This window comes from Flavihumibacter profundi (assembly GCF_020076305.1).
Classification (GTDB): Bacteria; Bacteroidota; Bacteroidia; order Chitinophagales; family Chitinophagaceae; genus Flavihumibacter; species Flavihumibacter profundi.
Map to the genome: position 1 here is coordinate 752,982 of NZ_JAIQXE010000002.1, position 17,200 is coordinate 770,181.

General features: G+C 44.6%; 13 protein-coding genes. 12 read left to right on the forward strand and 1 reads right to left on the reverse strand.

From position 1 onward, the window contains the following. Positions 1-4 precede the first annotated feature (4 nt). The 4 genes from LAQ65_RS13070 to LAQ65_RS13085 all read left to right on the forward strand — a co-directional run bounded on the left by LAQ65_RS13070 (position 5) and on the right by LAQ65_RS13085 (position 5,208). Entirely contained in the window at positions 5-1,165 is a 1,161-nt protein-coding gene (locus tag LAQ65_RS13070) for a trans-sulfuration enzyme family protein (protein ID WP_224117417.1), read from the forward strand. 82 nt (positions 1,166-1,247) lie between these two features. Beyond that, a complete protein-coding gene (locus LAQ65_RS13075; protein WP_224117418.1) occupies positions 1,248-2,744 on the forward strand; it encodes a TolC family protein in 1,497 nt (498 codons plus the stop codon). A gap of 36 nt (positions 2,745-2,780) precedes the next feature. Further along, positions 2,781-4,169 carry an efflux RND transporter periplasmic adaptor subunit gene (locus LAQ65_RS13080; protein ID WP_224117419.1) on the forward strand — a complete coding sequence of 463 codons (1,389 nt, stop codon included), beginning with the start codon at positions 2,781-2,783 and terminating at the stop codon, positions 4,167-4,169. Position 4,170: 1 nt separating this feature from the next. Next, positions 4,171-5,208, forward strand: coding sequence for an NAD(P)H-dependent glycerol-3-phosphate dehydrogenase (locus LAQ65_RS13085; RefSeq protein WP_224117420.1), 1,038 nt, complete (start codon positions 4,171-4,173; stop codon positions 5,206-5,208). 14 nt (positions 5,209-5,222) lie between these two features. Here the strand turns inward: LAQ65_RS13085 and hemW are convergent, their stop codons facing one another. Continuing rightward, entirely contained in the window at positions 5,223-6,350 is a 1,128-nt protein-coding gene (gene hemW / locus LAQ65_RS13090) for a radical SAM family heme chaperone HemW (RefSeq protein ID WP_224117421.1), read from the reverse strand. Between hemW and LAQ65_RS13095 the strand changes: the two genes are divergently transcribed. The 8 genes from LAQ65_RS13095 to porN all read left to right on the forward strand — a co-directional run bounded on the left by LAQ65_RS13095 (position 6,303) and on the right by porN (position 17,167). Beyond that, positions 6,303-8,138: a BamA/TamA family outer membrane protein gene (locus tag LAQ65_RS13095; RefSeq protein ID WP_224117422.1), complete on the forward strand. Its 1,836-nt coding sequence runs from the start codon at positions 6,303-6,305 to the stop codon at positions 8,136-8,138. The two genes, hemW and LAQ65_RS13095, sit on opposite strands and share 48 nt — an antisense overlap. 14 nt (positions 8,139-8,152) lie before the next feature. Further along, positions 8,153-9,133 carry a DUF4271 domain-containing protein gene (locus LAQ65_RS13100; protein WP_224117423.1) on the forward strand — a complete coding sequence of 327 codons (981 nt, stop codon included), beginning with the start codon at positions 8,153-8,155 and terminating at the stop codon, positions 9,131-9,133. Between the two features lie 36 nt (positions 9,134-9,169). Further along, positions 9,170-9,967 carry a uroporphyrinogen-III synthase gene (locus LAQ65_RS13105; protein WP_224117424.1) on the forward strand — a complete coding sequence of 266 codons (798 nt, stop codon included), beginning with the start codon at positions 9,170-9,172 and terminating at the stop codon, positions 9,965-9,967. 179 nt (positions 9,968-10,146) lie between these two features. Beyond that, positions 10,147-12,168, forward strand: a complete 2,022-nt coding sequence (locus LAQ65_RS13110) for a thioredoxin domain-containing protein (RefSeq protein ID WP_224117425.1) — start codon at positions 10,147-10,149, stop codon at positions 12,166-12,168. A 166-nt stretch (positions 12,169-12,334) separates the two neighbouring features. Further along, positions 12,335-13,621: a T9SS ring complex lipoprotein PorK/GldK gene (gene porK / locus LAQ65_RS13115; protein WP_224117426.1), complete on the forward strand. Its 1,287-nt coding sequence runs from the start codon at positions 12,335-12,337 to the stop codon at positions 13,619-13,621. A 116-nt stretch (positions 13,622-13,737) separates the two neighbouring features. Further along, entirely contained in the window at positions 13,738-14,505 is a 768-nt protein-coding gene (porL, locus tag LAQ65_RS13120) for a type IX secretion system motor protein PorL/GldL (RefSeq protein ID WP_224117427.1), read from the forward strand. 67 nt (positions 14,506-14,572) lie between these two features. Beyond that, complete coding sequence (porM, locus tag LAQ65_RS13125; RefSeq protein ID WP_224117428.1) at positions 14,573-16,102, forward strand: type IX secretion system motor protein PorM/GldM; 1,530 nt, start codon at positions 14,573-14,575, stop codon at positions 16,100-16,102. A 24-nt stretch (positions 16,103-16,126) separates the two neighbouring features. Continuing rightward, positions 16,127-17,167 (forward strand): type IX secretion system ring subunit PorN/GldN, encoded by a 1,041-nt coding sequence (porN, locus tag LAQ65_RS13130; protein ID WP_224117429.1) that lies wholly within the window; start codon positions 16,127-16,129, stop codon positions 17,165-17,167. The last annotated feature ends 33 nt before the right edge of the window (positions 17,168-17,200 follow it).

A 17,200-nucleotide genomic window follows, 5' to 3' on the forward strand; every position in this document is an offset into this window, starting at 1 on the left:
AAATATGGATATATCCTATATATTAAATGAACTTGGTGAAGACCGCAGTCAGTATTTTAACGCTGTTGCTCCCCCGATTATCCAAACCAGCAATTTCGCTTTCCGGAAAGTGGACGATATGGGCAAGGCATTCGAAGACGAAATGTCGGGGTATCTTTATAGCCGTGGCATCAATCCGACTGTTGATATCCTACGTGCGAAACTGGCGGCACTTGACGGGGCGGAAGACGCCCTGGTTTTTAACAGTGGTGCAGCGGCTATTTTTGCTGCAGTACTTGCCAATGTGAAATCCGGTGACCATATTGTTTCCGTTAAACAACCCTATACCTGGGCCCAGCGGATGTTTGATGTTATCCTTCCCAGGTTTGGTGTAACCACTACTTATATCGATGGAACCCAGGTGAGTAATTTTGCTGAGGCCATCAGGCCCAACACCAGTGTTATTTACCTGGAATCACCCAATAGCTGGACCTATGCCATACAAGACCTTCGCGCTGTTGCCACTATGGCCAGGGAAAAAAATATTGTCACTATTTGTGATAATAGCTATTGTACGCCACTTTACCAGCGCCCGGTAGAAATGGGAATAGATATTTCCCTTCAATCGGCAACAAAATACATAGGCGGTCATTCAGATACTGTAGCCGGTGTCATTTCGGGCTCGAAATCCATGATGAAAAAAATCTTTGACAGCGAATACCTGAATATCGGAAGCGGTATCCAGCCCTTCAATGCCTGGTTGCTGATCCGCGGATTGAGGACCCTTCCCGCCCGTCTCGAGCAATCTGCACAAACTACACGCAAGGTGGTTGATTACCTGAAAACACATCCAAAAGTAGAAACAGTAATTTTCCCGCTGGATCCCGGATTTCCACAATACGAACTTGCCAAATCACAGATGAGTGGCGCCAGTGGCCTGCTCACGATCATTTATAAGGCACAGGAAAGGAAGGAGATTGTGCAATTCTGTGAGGCCTTAAAACATATCATGATGGCGGTTAGCTGGGGCGGCCACGAGAGCCTGGTGATACCCCGCTGTGCATCTATTAAGGAAAAAGACTTCAATCCTGCAAAGAAAGAACACCGGATGGTGCGCCTTTATATAGGGCTGGAATCTGCTGATTACCTGATCAAAGACCTTGAGCAGGCATTTCTTGCGGGGTGAATGGGGTGATTTCACCATAATTATACGTGTGGTAACAGTCTTGATGGCGAATTCTTTATTTTTAGCCCCTTAACTTATTTTCATGAAGCTTTTGAGAAAGTTCTCCCTGCTTGTTTTATACAGTACACTTATAGCTGGCGAACTTAATGCCCAAACCACAAATACCCCCCACCCGGACAATGAGCCCTGGGACCTGCGCCAATGCGTTGATTATGCTATTAAGAATAATATTTCAGTGCGCCAGTCAGATGTCCAGAAACGCATGTCTGACCTTGTTTTCGAGCAGAATAAAAAAACGCGCATACCCAATGCCAGTTTTAGTACCAATACCGGTTACCAGTTTGGCCGTTCCATTGATCCTACCACAAACTTGTTTACCAACCAGCAACTCCTGTTCCAGGGCTATCAATTCAATACAGATATGACCATTTATAACTGGGGGCGCATCAATAATAATATTACTGCCAGCCGGCTGGGTGCTGAAGCCGCCGCTGCAGATGTAGAAAAAAACCGCAATGATATTTCCCTGAATGTTGCAACAGGCTACCTGGCAGCACTTTTGTCAAAAGTGCAGATTGATATTGTCCAGGTGCAATTACAACAAAGCCAGAACCAGTTAGCCGATACCCGCAAACGTGTGGAAGCGGGTACGGTTCCGGAATTGAATGCGGTGGACCTCGAAGCCCAGGTTGCCAGGGACAGTTCAACCCTGATTACAGCCCAGGGTAATTTCGAATTGAACCTGTTGTCGCTGAAAGCATTACTCAATATGGATGCGGCTTCTCCTTTTTCTATAGCTGTTCCTCCGGTTGACCAGATTCCAGTGGATCCCATCTCTGAACTTCAGCCAGCACTGGTATTCGACCTGGCAATGAAAAACCAGCCAGCCCAAAAAGCAAATGAGTTGCGCAGGCAATCGCTGGAATATAGTGCAAAGGCGGCCCGTAGCTTGTTATATCCTACTTTTTCTGCTTTTGGCGGACTAGCCAGTAATTTTGCGAATTCAAATCTCAAAACAACCAGCGTTGATTTCCTGGGGTATAATCCACCCCGTCCTTATTCCAGTGTAGTGGATGTGAATGGTGTCCTTACACCGGTTCAGACCCCCAACTTTAAGGTCACCCAGGCTAAGAAGACCCCGGGTGAAATGTGGAGCGATTGGGGTTCGCAGATGAGTAATAACTTCCGCCAGAACCTGGGCATTGCGATAAGTGTACCCATTTTTAACGGATACCAGGCCCGTACGGGTTATCAGCGGTCCAAATTAAATGTTGAAAGCCAGAACCTTGTAATTGAACAGGCCAACCAGAAACTAAAACAGGATATTTATAACGCGTATACCAATGCAGTAACGGCATTACAAAAATATAATTCCGCCAACACCAGCAGGAATGCAGCACAGCGGGCATATGATTTTGCCAGTCGCCGGTATGAACTTGGATTGTTATCCACCCTTGAATTAATTACATCCCAAACAAACCTTACCCGAGCTAAAATCGATGTTGCCAATGCGCAATTCGATTATGTTTTCCGCATGAAAGTGCTGGAATTTTATAAAGGCATGGGTATTAAACTCTAAACAACAAAACACCACTAACGCAATTATCCCACAAGTATGAACAAGAAATTATTATGGATCATCATAGGTGTTCTGCTGCTGATCGGCACGCTGTTCGGATTAAAGAAAGCCGGTGTAATTGGCAAAGAAGAAGGCATAAAAGTGACCACTGAAAAAGTGCAGAACCGCACCATTATCGAAACTGTTAATGCCAGTGGTAAAGTTTACCCTGAAGTTGAAGTAAAAGTGAGTTCTGATATTTCCGGGGAAATTATTGACCTGAAAGTTGAAGAAGGTGATAGCGTAAAGAAAGGGCAGGAGCTGGCGCGGATCTTCGCGGATATTTACCTTACCCAGCGCGACCAGGTAGCTGCTGCCGTGAGGCAACAGGAAGCAATGGTGAATAATAGCACGGCACAATTGGAAGCCTTAAAATCAGCGCTTGCCCAAACTGAAGCCCAATACAACAGGCAATTAAAACTGATGCAGGAGAAAGTGATTTCAAAGTCAGAATTTGAACAGGCAGAAAACGCGTACAATACTGCAAAAGCCAATTACAATGCCGCCTTACAGGGTATAGCAGGTAATAAGGCCGCAGTTCAAAGTGCCCAGGCAAACCTGCAAAGGGCTAATAAAGACCTTGGCAGAACCACCATCCTTTCCCCGATGAATGGTGTAATTTCATTGCTTGCTGTTAAGAAAGGAGAACGTGTTGTAGGTACTGCGCAAATGACCGGTACTGAAATGATGCGCATTGCAGACCTTGATGTAATTGAGGTTCGCGTGGATGTAGGCGAAAATGATATTCCCAAAGTGCACCTGGGTGATTCTGCGCTTGTTGAAGTTGATGCCTATAATAACCGGAAATTTAAAGGTATTGTTACCCAGATAGCCAGTAGCAGCACCTCATTAGGCTCATCAACTGCTGCAAGTACAAATGATGTCACCAACTATAAAGTGCATATCAGGTTATTAAAAGATTCTTACCTCGACCTGCTTGGTTCAAAAAGGGCAAAGGATTTTCCATTCCGTCCGGGTATGAGCGCCAGTGCCGATATTCAAACCCGTCGCCGTGAGAATGTACTTGCAACGCCTATTAATTCTGTAACCACACGCGAAAAAGATTCTGATAAAGCTGTTGCTGAAACAAAAACTTCAATTGGTACAAACGAGGAAGAGAACGACGAGCAGAAGGAAGAGAAGAAATCACTCAGCACAGAACTTGATGAAGTTGTTTTTGTGTTGCAACCGGATAAGACTACGATCAAAAAGGTTAAGGTGCGTACTAATATCCAGGATATTAATTATATCGAAATCCTGAGCGGCCTTAAAGCTGGTGATGAAGTGGTGACCGGGCCATATTCGCTGATCTCCAAGTCATTGAAAAATGGTGATAAGGTGAAAGTGGTGAAGAAAGAAGAACTCTTCGAAGCTAAAAAGAAATAAAATGCGGTTAGGCATCATAGGTGGTGGCAGCTGGGCAACAGCCCTTGCCAAGATTGTTACTGATAACAAGCAACCTTTGAACTGGTGGGTAAGGAATGAACAGATTGTACAGCATATTTACCAGCGCAAGCATAATCCGCAATACCTTTCTGCGGCCACCTTTGATACGACCCATATCCACCTGAGCACAGATATTGTAAAAGTTGTACAGGACAGCGATTGCATTGTATTAGCTGTGCCTTCTTCCTATATTGAAGATACCCTCGCAAAGCTTGGTGCCGAAGCTTTCCGTGGCAAGTCTGTAGTTTCCGCAGTAAAGGGCATGTTGCCTGAGCAGAACATCCTGCTGAATGAATGGCTTTCCCATAAATTCAATATTTCCCTGTCTGATTATTATACACTGATGGGGCCCTGCCATGCAGAGGAAGTAGCCAATGAAAAATTGTCGTACCTCACTTTTTCCGGATTGGATGAGAGCAAGACTGCTGCAATTGCCGGGCTGTTTAATACCTGCTATATCAATACAGTGGTGAACCAGGATGTTATTGGTGTTCAGTATGCGGCAGTATTGAAAAATATTTATGCACTCGGTGCCGGGATAGCCCATGGACTTGAATATGGCGATAATTTCCAGAGTGTACTAATTGCCAACTGTGCTGATGAAATGGCTGGGTTCCTGCGAAAAGTAGGAGTGAAACATGTTGAAGTGGGTATTCATGCAGCTGAAAGTCCGGTTACCCATAAGAAGGCAGCCAACTATGCGGCTTCAGTATACCTGGGCGACCTGTTGGTGACCTGTTATTCCCTTTTTAGCCGCAACCGCACTTTCGGAAATATGATCGGCAAAGGTTATTCTGTAATGTCAGCCCAACTCGAAATGAATATGGTGGCAGAAGGTTATAATGCCAGCCGGTGTATTTATGTAGTAAACCAGGAAGTGAAGGCGGATATTCCCATAGCTGAGACTATTTACCGCATTTTGTGGAAGCATCTTCCACCTGCCACAGGGTTCGCTTTTATTGAGGAAAACCTTATCTGAAGGCAAATTGAAGGTCAGTCTGTAAAAAAATCAGCTGCAATGCCATCTGCAAATAACCTTCCCGCATTTGTCAGCAGAATACCGGAATCCGTAATCTCCAGCTGTAACAGTCTTTCATACCTGGCAGCTTTCGATAAAATAACCTCAGCATAGTCATTGCCTTTCAGTTCACGGATCTTTTCCAATTGTATGCCTTCCATTGTGCGCAGTGCCGTCATCACATATTCATTAAACCGGTTATCGGGTGTTAGTTTCTCTTCTTCAAACACAGGCAATCCTTTTTCGATACCTGACAGATATAAGGCATTATTCGGGAAATTCCACCGCCGGTGCAGCCCGTCGTAGGAATGTGCACCGGGGCCAATGCCGAGGTAAGGAATTCCCTGCCAATAGGCACTGTTGTGTCGGCTTCTGTAGCCTGGCCGTGCAAAATTGGATACTTCATAATGCTCATATCCGGCTTCCTTTGTCCGCTCCATCAATTGCAGGAATTGCCGGGCCTGTTGTTCAGGATCTGTATCCGGCAACTGCTTTTTTTCAACCATATGGTGAAGGGCAGTTTTTGGTTCAACGGTAAGTGCGTAGCAGGACAAGTGTGGCACATCCAGCTCAACAGCTTTCGACAGGTTGTCCAGCCATGCTTCATCAGTAAGATCAGGAGTTCCGTAGATGAGGTCAATGGTCATATTACTGAAGCCAGCCTCCCTGGCCAACCGGATGCTGCTTAATGCTTCTCCGGCGGTATGTGCCCTGTTCATCCAGATCAGGTCCTCTTCCCGGAAGGATTGTACGCCGATACTTAAGCGGTTGATGCCGGCCTTTCCCCATTCGTATAGCAACTCTTTATCGATATCGTCAGGATTGGCTTCTAGGGTGAGTTCCGCGTTTTCGGCAATGGAAAACTTTTTTGCCAGTCCGTTCAGCAGGCTGTTAAGTTCAGGGACACTGAGCAGGGAAGGGGTTCCGCCGCCAAAATAGATTGTTTCAATGGTTTGGCCCGAAAGCCGGTAAGCTTCCCGGTCAATTTCAGTCAATAAAGCGCTAACTACCGCGTTCTTGTTTTGCAATCGGGTAGAAAAATGGAAATTGCAGTAATGACATGCTTTCCTGCAGAAAGGGATATGAAGGTAAATTCCGGCCACAGTGCAAAATTAAGGGCATATCGGCAATGGCTGCTATCACTTATTTTTTTGGCAACGGGTAGTATTGGCCACGCCCAATATTTCCTGCATGTCATACCAATAGATAAAGACTCTGTTTTTGTACAGCAATTGTCCATCAGCACCAGGTTCAGTAATAAAAATTCATGCCTTCAATATGTGAACCAACTGCCGCGGCAACTGGCAAAAAAAGGTTATGCATCGGCTTCGGTCGACAGTTTGCAGGTAGATTCAACCTCAGCCACAGTGCATCTTTTTGTTGGGGACCAGTTTTACTGGGGCCAGTTGCAGGTAAAAGGATTAACGGCGCTTGAAATACAGCAGAGCGGAATAATATTACCACGAAAAAACCACCAGCCCTTTAACCAGCAGGCAGTTGACAAATTAGAGTCCGGCTTGATTTCCTATCTGTCTGATCGTGGCTATCCATTTGCATCAGTGCAACTCGATAGTATTCAATTAGATCATGGACTGGTTAATGGAATCGTTGTGGTGACCAAGGGCATTCCCTATAAAATGGACAGCATCAGGGTTGTCGGATCAGCCCATATTACCGAGCGATTCCTGCAACGCTACCTCGATCTGCTATATGGGAGCCCGTATCGCCAAAAGACTTTTGAATCCATAAGCCAGCGCCTCAGGGAATTGCCCTACTTGCAGGAATCAAAGCCCTGGGCAATGCGTTTTGGTGGAAATGGCGCAGAGCTCGACCTTTTTCTGGAACCCCGAAAAAGCAGCCAGGTAAATGTGTTGATCGGGTTATTACCAACCACTGATCAACTTTCGGGGAATAAAGTGAAGCTTACCGGGGAGGCCAATCTTAACCTTAAAAATGCCCTTGGTGCCGGAGAAACAATAGGGCTCAACTGGCAACAACTACAGGTGCAGTCACCCAGGCTGAACCTGTTATTCCAGCAGCCATTCATCTTTGGGAGTGCATTCGGAATAAGCGCCCAGTTTGACCTTTTTAAAAAAGACAGTTCTTACCTGAATATCAATACCCAGCTTGGTTTGCAATATTCCTTAACCGCCAGGCAAACAGGGAAGGTATTTTTGCATTTATTCCGGTCAAACCTGATTACTGTAGATACCCAACAGGTAATCAATTCAAAGAAATTGCCTGCCGATATTGATATGAGTATATACGGCCTGGGGGCTGATTACGAATTATTCACGACCAATTACCGGCGAAATCCCAGGAAGGGCTGGGAAGTTTTTTCGAGTTTTGTTGCCGGAATGAGAGAGATCAGGGAGAGCAGCGCCATCTTAAATATAAAAGACCCTTCATTCAATTATGCTTCATTGTATGATACAGTCGATTTATCCAGTTACCAGTTTCGCATAAAAGCCCGTGTAGCCAGGTTTTTCCCGATTGGCCGGCAGGCTACATTGCAGTTATTGGCCAGTGCGGCCTGGCTGCAAAGCCCGCAATTATACCGTAATGAACTGTTCCAGATTGGTGGTTACAAACTCATGCGCGGCTTTGATGAAGAGAGTATTTTTTCTTCAAGGTACCTTGTCAGCACAATTGAATATCGCTACCTGGTTGGCATGAATTCTTATTTCTTTGCCTTTAGCGACCTCGGCCTTACTGCCAATAAAAGTAATTATGCCCCTGGCAGTAACCGCTTACTGGGATTAGGTTTCGGCATTGCCTTTGAAACTGCTGCGGGCTTTTTCAATCTTTCCCTTGCTGCCGGTAAAAAAAATGATACCAACCTGAACCTGCGCCAGACCAAGATCCATTTGGGCTATGTGAATTATTTCTAAATTGCATCCCATCCATGAACCGATATTTATCCCTGATTTTATTTTGTTGCTGCCTCGTTACAGGTTTGTCTGCCCAGGACAAGCCACTGGCGCAGGATTCCCTGAATCTTGCGGACACTGGCAATAAAAAAGCTGTTATACACCAAACAGTAATTCCTGGAATAGATAGTTCTGCCAAAAAAGATACCCTTCAGGTTAAAGTAGATTCATTGCCTGTTTCCGCACCTGCCCCGGTTCTGCCGGTAGATTTTTCAAAATCAATGTACCAGCGGGTTTTGAAGGAAAACAAATATTTCAATTTTACCGGCAAGGCTGTTTACAGGATAATCACACCAAGGACAAATGTGGGCAAGGATGACATTTTCTATTTGCTGGCTGCATTATTTTTTTTGCTTGCTATTGTAAGGGCTTCCTTCGGCCGGTATTTCCAGAATTTGTTTGCCGTTTTTTTCAGGGCCTCCATGAAGCAAAAACAGATCAGGGAACAATTACTACAAACGCCCCTGGCTTCCCTCTTTCTGAACCTGTTATTTATTGGTACAGGTAGTTTGCTGGTTACATTTATTCTCCAGGATAGGGTTAAATCGGGTGGCGATGTTATTAGTATTTGGTGGCTGTATGGGTATTCAGCAGGCGGCCTAACCCTGCTTTACCTGGGAAAATATTTTATACTGAAAATGATCGGCTGGACCCTGAAAATGGAAGCTACTACCGATACTTATATTTTTATCGTTTTTATGTGTAATAAAGTAATGGCCATTTTTCTGCTACCGCTGTTGCTGGTGGCTGCTTTCGGCAGTGCCGATGTGAAAACTGTTGCCATGACACTTGCCTATGTGGTTGTGGTTGCCATTTTTGCTTACCGGTATATAAGTTCTTATGGATATATTAACCGGGAAGTGAGAACGAGTCGTTTCCATTTTTTTCTTTACCTTTGTGCCTTCGAAGTAGCACCCTTACTGTTGATTTATAAGGTGTTATTGAAAATTGTGTAGGAGTTAATTAACTTTAAGAAAATTTAGCTTAATAAAATGCTAAAGAACGAGGCTAAGCAGGGTGTACAAACACCCGCTATAAAAAAAATCCTAATTACCCAGCCTAGGCCTGAAAGCGACAAGTCACCTTACTTCGAGCTAGGTAAGAAATACGGCTTGTCCCTTGACTTTCATCCCTTTATACGACTCGAGGGTATCCCGTCTAAAGATTTCAGGAAACAGAAGGTTGACCTTTCACAGTATTCTGCTGTGATTTTCACAAGCCGGAATGCCATTGATCATTTTTTCAGGATCTGTGAAGAGATGAAGGTTCTTGTTTCACAGGACACCAAATATTTCTGCATCACTGAGGCGGTTGCCTTGTATCTCCAAAAGTTTATCCTCTATAGGAAACGGAAGGTTTTTTATGGGGCTGATGGCACCAATAAAAGCATGTTCGATGTAATTAATAAGCATAAGGAGAATGAAAAATTCCTTTATCCATGCTCTGAAAACCAACAGGATAATGATATTGTGAGTTGGTTGAAATCGCACAAATGCGAATTTGCAACTCCCTTTATGTACCGCACTATTTCCAATGACCTGAAACAGGTCTTGGGGGCACACGACTATGACATTATTTGCTTTTTCACCCCAAGCGGTGTAAAAAGCCTTTTTGATAATTACCCGGCCTTCCAGCAAAACGGAACGAGGATCGGTGCATTCGGCAGCAATACTTCCAAGGCAGTAGAAGAGGCCGGATTGATACTCGACATCAAAGCGCCCCAGCCGCAAACGCCATCAATGGTTGCGGCCCTGGAGCAGTACCTTTCTGCGACAATTAAAAAGAAGTGAATCGTTGATAGTGAATGGTGAATGGTAAATAGTGAATGGAAGCAGCAAAATGAAGCCCCATTCACTATTTTTTTTACACCTGAACCGTCAAAATTAAGAACCCTGAACCTTTATATTAGTACGACTGTTTCCCCTTTTGAATCCATTCACTATTTACCATTTACCATTCACTCTTCTCTATGCCCAATCGCCTGCAAAATGAAACCAGTCCTTACCTTCTGCAGCATGCCCATAACCCTGTTGATTGGTATCCATGGGGTGATGAAGCACTGGCAGTGGCGCGCACTGAACAAAAGCCTATCCTGGTAAGCATTGGTTATGCAGCCTGTCATTGGTGCCATGTAATGGAGCGCGAAAGTTTTGAAAACCCTTCGGTAGCGGCGACCATGAATAAGCATTTTATCAATATCAAAATTGATCGCGAAGAAAGGCCGGACCTTGATCATATTTATATGGATGCCGTTCAGTCGATGACAGGTAGTGGAGGCTGGCCACTCAATGTTTTTTTAACACCGGAAGGGAAGCCATTTTATGGCGGCACTTATTTCCCGCCGCAGGCTGCATTTAACCGGCCTTCCTGGTCAGACGTGCTGGCGGGTGTTGCCAATGCCTGGCGTGAAAGGCGTGAGGACATATCACAACAGGCTGAAAACCTTACCCAGCACCTTCAACAATCCAGCAATTTCGGGGGGAAATCAGATTTCCCATTTTTTCATGAGGACCTTGTTCACCAGATGGCCACAGAATTGCTTAAAACTGCCGATAAAATTGAAGGTGGTTTTGGCAGGGCACCTAAATTCCCGCAAACGAATTCCATTGCTTACCTGCTGCGGTATGGGCATATATATAATGACCAGGACGCAATAAAACAAGCCTTGTTGAGTCTCGATAAAATGATAGAAGGTGGTATATATGACCAGATAGGTGGCGGATTGGCCAGGTATTCCACCGATAACGAATGGCTTGTTCCCCATTTTGAAAAAATGTTATATGATCAGGCGTTATTTATTGCTGTTTTGGCTGATGCTTTCCAGTTAACGCAAAAACCTGTTTACCGTGAGGTGATAATCCAAACCATGGACTTTCTTCAAAGGGAGTTAATGTCACCTGAGGCCGCGTTCTATGCAGCATTGGATGCTGATTCTGAGGGTGAAGAGGGGAAGTTTTACGTGTGGGAAAAAGGGGAGATTGAAGAGGTGTTAGGTGAAGATGCCCCAATTGCCATTGACCGCTTTGGTATTACTGCAGATGGTAATTGGGAGGGCATTAATATTTTAACCCGCTCGATGAACCTCCATTGGTTATCCTTGAAATATGAAATGGACGAATCAGTCATGGAGGAGAAACTTATTGAGATAACTGCCAGGTTAATCGCCAGGAGGGCTGGGAGGGTAAGGCCCGGACTAGACGATAAACAGATCCTTTCCTGGAATGCGTTGATGAATATTGCCTGCAGCAAGGCTTTTGCTGCAACCGGAATAGAGGAATACAGGGATTTAGCGGTAAGGAACATGAACTGGATGCTGGCTGTATTTACCCGCCCCGATGGTGGGTTATACCATACTTATAAGGCAGGAATTGCTAAATTTCCCGGATTCCTGGATGACTACGCATATCTGGTACAAGCTTTGATTTATATCCAGGAGATAACTGGTGACCATGATTACCTGGACCGGGCGGCTAAGCTGACCGGGAGGGTAATTGATGATTTTGGGGAGGAAGGCAACCAATTATTTTATTATACGTTCAAGGAACAGGGGGATGTAGTGGTTAGAAAAAGGGAGATTTATGATGGTGCGCAACCTTCGGGAAATGCTGTAATGGTGTTAAATCTTTATTACCTGGGAGTGGTATTCGACAAGCCGCAATGGCAGCAACAATCTGCTGAAATGCTGGAAACTATAGGTAAAACCATAGTTCGGTATCCCGGATCCTTCGGTTTTTGGGCAATTGAATTGTTCAGAAAGGTGAGGGGGTGTGCGGAAATAGTTGTAGTTGGGCCGCAGGCGGATGCTTTGCGTTCCGAAATATTAGCTAATTTTATTCCGTTTAGGATACTCCAATCAGCTACCCACGAAAACAATGCTTACCCGCTTTTGCGTAAAAAGCCCTCCGAACCTGATACCTTGATTTATGTTTGCCAGAACTATAGCTGTAGCCAACCTGTGGCCTCGGTTGGGGAAATGTTGCTCCAGCTATAGGTAGGAAACGAAGAAAAAATGAGTGGAAATACAATAATACCGTAATAAGTGCCGTTAATTCAGACACGGATACAAGTGATTGAAGAAACCGTAATAAAACTATAAACTTGGAAAGCCGATGTTGACTAAACATTATATTTGCCCAATACCCTTTAATATTATGAAAATGAAAAACCTGTCCACTTTGCTGACACTTGCGGCGATCACAATGCTGGCAAGTTGCGGAAAGTTTGGAAAGAACTCCAAAGGCGGAGGAATTCCAGACGATGGTCAATTGCATGGCGTAGCGCCTGGTAATAAGTATACTATGCCCAAGCCTCCGGGAATGGTTTATATACCACCTGGAACTTTTCATATGGGTCCCAGTGACGAGGACGTCAATTTTGCCTATACAGCAAGAAATAAGCAGGTATCCATTAACGGTTTCTGGATGGACGCTACTGAAATTACCAATAATGAGTATCGCCAGTTCGTTCAATGGGTGCGTGACTCAACCGCTGCAAAGCTGATGGGTTATGTGAAAAATGCCGATGGGGTTGATTATGTTGATTGGGCAAAGGCAAAAACCATTAAATGGGGTGATAAGTCAACCACAGAAAAAATCGACCAGCTGATCCTTTCTCCTGAGAACAGGGTATTCGGCAAAAAGGAAATCGATGCATCCAAATTGATTTACCATTCTGAAACTTTCGACAATAAAGAAGCTGCAAGAAGAGAAAATGCCGGCCGGCCAAGATCTACCTTCATCATAAAGAAAGATGTACGCATCTATCCTGATACCCTGGTTTGGATCCGTGATTTCTCCTATTCATATAATGAGCCAATGACCAAGCGGTACTTCTCGCATCCCGCTTTCGGAAATTATCCAGTAGTAGGGGTTAACTGGAACCAGGCAACTGCGTTCTGCGAATGGAGAACCCAATACCTGAATTCCTACCTTTCCAGCAAGAAGCGTGCACAGGAATCTGATTTCCGCCTGCCAACTGAAGCAGAGTGGGAATATGCAGCCCGCGGTGGTCGCTCTCAATCAATGTTCCCCTGGGGTAACTATTACCTGAGAAATAGAAAGGGTTGCCTGTTGGCCAATTTCAAACCTGGTCGTGGCAACTATCCTGAAGATGGTGGATTCTATACTGTTCGTGCCGATGCTTACTGGCCTAATGATTTCGGGCTGTATAATATGGCAGGTAACGTAGCTGAGTGGACCTCTTCCCTTTACTATGAAGGTGGTTACAACTTCCAGCATGATATGAACCCTGATATCCGCTACAATGCCAAAGATTCTGATCCTCCTAGGATGAAGCGTAAAGTATTGCGTGGTGGTAGCTGGAAAGACGTAGGGTACTTCCTGCAAACTGGTACACGTTCTTATGAATACCAGGATACAGCTAAGTCTTACATCGGATTCCGTTGTGCGATCGATCTGCCCCCAACACAAACAAAAGGCAAATAATAGGCCTATAGCAAATTTCTAAAGACAACATTTTATTATTAAATAATTGATTGAAACAATCAAACTGCTATTCTTTTATCTAAACCCTTTATCAAACGTTATTAAACTTTTAAACTATGGCTGGTACATCTAAATCTACTGAAAGACTGGTAAACGTCGTTGTATGCGTGGGCGCTGCGGTGGTAATCTTCGGAGCCTGGGCGAAAATCCTGCACAAATCGTTTGCCGACATCATGCTGACTGTTGGTCTGTTGACTGAAGCAGCGATCTTCCTTATCTATGCACTGCTTCCACCTCCGGGTCAGGAAATGGCTGCTCTTGCTGAAGCCCTTCCAAAAATGGCTGGTGGTAACAGTATGAACCCAGCTTTGCAGAGCCTGGACAAAATGATGCAGGAAGCTGATATTACCCCAACAAACCTGAAAAAACTGAGCGAAGGTTTCAATAAACTGGGAACTACAGTTAATCAAATGAAAGATGTTTCTGATGTAGTTGCTGCAACCAATGATTATGCATCAAAAACTAAAGAAGCTGCAGGTGCACTGGGCCAGATGAAAGAGGCTTATGTGAAAAGTGCGGCTACAATGCAGTCGTTCAATGATGCTTCAGAATCAACCAAACAATTCCATTCGCAGGTGCAGGTGCTTACAAAGAACCTGGGTTCCCTGAACACAATCTATGAGTTGGAATTGCAGGATACCAATAATCACCTGAAAGCGATGAATAACTTCTACAGCAACCTGGCACAGGCTTCAGTAGCCATGCAGGGAAGTGTTGAAGATGCAAACAAAACTAAAGAGCAAATCACTTTGCTGGCTAAGAATCTGGGCAACCTCAACCAGGTTTATGGCAACATGCTGAGTGCAATGCAGGGAAGGGCTTAATAAGCGCCTGATCACTGAACCTCTTGAAATTGTTTAAACAGATTGACAACATTTAAAACCCAGATCCATGGCCTTACCTAAAGAGCCCAGGCAGAAGATGATTAACATGATGTATTTGGTGCTTACCGCACTACTTGCATTGAACGTTTCATCTGAAATCCTGAACGCTTTCAAAACCGTAAACACGAGCATCAACCACGCCAATGAAGTAGTTGACAGCAAAAATAAATCCACCTTTAATTCTTTTGAAGCCAAGCTGAAAGATCCTAAGACCGCAGAGAAAACTGCGATCTGGTATCCTAAAGCACAGCAGGCTCAAAAGCTGGCGGATGCAATGACGAAATACATCGAAGACCTGAAGACAGAATTAAAAACTGAATCTAAAGGTGAGAATATCGGTAAAGCTGATGAGAAATTCAGCGAAGATAACCTCGACGCTTCAACCCGTATGCTGGTTGAAGGTCCAAAAGGAGAAGAATTGCGCAAGAAACTGGAGGATTATAAGAACCAGATGCTGGCTATTGTTCCCGAAGAAAAAGCAAATTTCGCCAAATCATTTCCGCTTGACCTGAGTATTCCTGAATCAAAAACAGGTACCCTGAACAATGACTGGAAGACCGCTTATTTCCACATGACCCCAACTATCGCCGCCCTCACCATTCTGAGCAAGTTCCAGAACGATGTAAAGAATTCAGAAACACAGGTAGTTGATTATTGTCACAAAGAAATAGGTGAAGTAGAAGTAGTGTTCGATGAGTTCCAGGCTTTTGTTGGTACAAACTCTACCTACCTGATGCCTGGACAGGAATTGGAAATCAATGCAGGTGTCGGAGCTTTTTCGAAGGCAGCTAAACCAACTGTAACAGTTAATGGTTCCGTTGTTCCATTAGGTGCAGAAGGATCTGCCTTGTACAAAACAACTGTAAGCGGTGCAGGTGAAAAAAGTGTAAATGTTGTTGTTAATTTCACCAAGCCCGATGGTACTCCGGCTACGCTGAACAAGACCATTAAATATACTGTAGGTGTTCCTTCCGGAGCCTCTGTTTTCCTTGAGAAAATGAACGTTGTTTACCAGGGTGTAGACAACCCGGTAATGGTATCTGCAGGTTCTGCCGGAAAAGAGAAGATGAATGTGTCTTTCACAGGTGGTACAATTACCCCTGCCGGTGGAGACCGTTATATCATCAAACCAACAAAAACTGGTCCTGCTGAACTTAATATCACGGTTGAAGGAAAAACAACCTCTTTCCCTATGCGTTGTAAAACACTTCCTGATCCGGCTGCAATGGTTGGTGCCAGCAGGGGTGGTTCAATGCCCGCTGCAACTTTCAAAGCAATGGGTGGTGTGCTGGCAAAGTTGATGGATTCTGAATTTGATGCTCCATTCCAGGTGGTAGGTTATACCCTTGGAGCTAACGGCGGCGCTTTCCAGAACTACCAGCAGGCTGCAAACGAAGGTCCACGCTGGGGTGGGACTGCCGCTACAATTGTAAACCGTGCAACCCCAGGAACAGTAGTATACTTCGACCAGATCCGTGTAAAAGGTCCAGATGGCAAGGTTCGTGAATTACCCGGTATCTTTTTTAACTTGAAATAAGCATAAGACTAAAACAGGCATACAATGAAAAACCGTATCATCCAACTTTGTTTAATCATAGCAGCAATGGGACTGTTCGTGGAGTCTGCCGATGCACAAGCAAAACCGGCGCGGAAATCCAAGAAAAGAACCAGCACTGCGAAGAAAACAAGTACCAATAAAAGCAAATCAGGAAATGCTACTGCGCTTACTACAGCTCCGGCCAAGGATACCATTCCTGCTGAAACTGCAGTTTTGCCGGACCTTAACCTGGGAGAAACTAAAAAATCATTGCGTAATGATAATGCTATCGAACGCAACCTGGTAAAAGAGCGTACCCCACTTGCATATGAGCATATCCGTGAAGATGATGCGGTTTATCGCCAGCGCCTGTGGAGGGAAATTGATGTTCATGAAAAAATGAACCTGCCCTTCATGTATAAAGCAGATGACGATAACGGTAACCAGCGGTTTATTAACATCCTGCTGGGTTCTATCAAGAGTGGAGAAGTAACGGCTTTCAGCCCTATTGATGACAGATTCACCACACCGGTAACCCTTAAGGAAATTACTGAACAACTCATTGGAAAGCCAGTGGTACAGTCTGTTCCTGATTGGGCACAGGATCCGGATGGTTCCAAAGGAATCATGAAGGATACTACGATCATCAATATGTTCAATCCGGATGATATTGAAAAATACTGGATCAAGGAAGAAGTGGTTTTCGATAAAGAATCTTCCCGCCTTCATGTACGCATACTTGGTGTGGCTCCGTTGAAGACCATCAAGAATACAGACGGATCTTTCCGTGATGTTACGCCGCTGTTCTGGGTATATTATCCCGACATGCGTCCATTACTTGCCCGTTATGAAGCGTATAATGGCAAGAATTATGGTGCAAGGATGAGTTGGGAAGAGTTATTTGAAAGCCGCATGTTTTCAAGCCGTATTATCAAGTCAACTATCGATAATCCCGGCGACGTGATGATCGCGTCTTATGTTAAGGATCCGATCCTCCGACTCCTGGAAGGCGATAATATCAAAGAAAAAGTATTCAACTACGAACAGGATCTCTGGTCTTATTAATTGGTCCTGCGATAATTTGTTTAGCCCCACTTC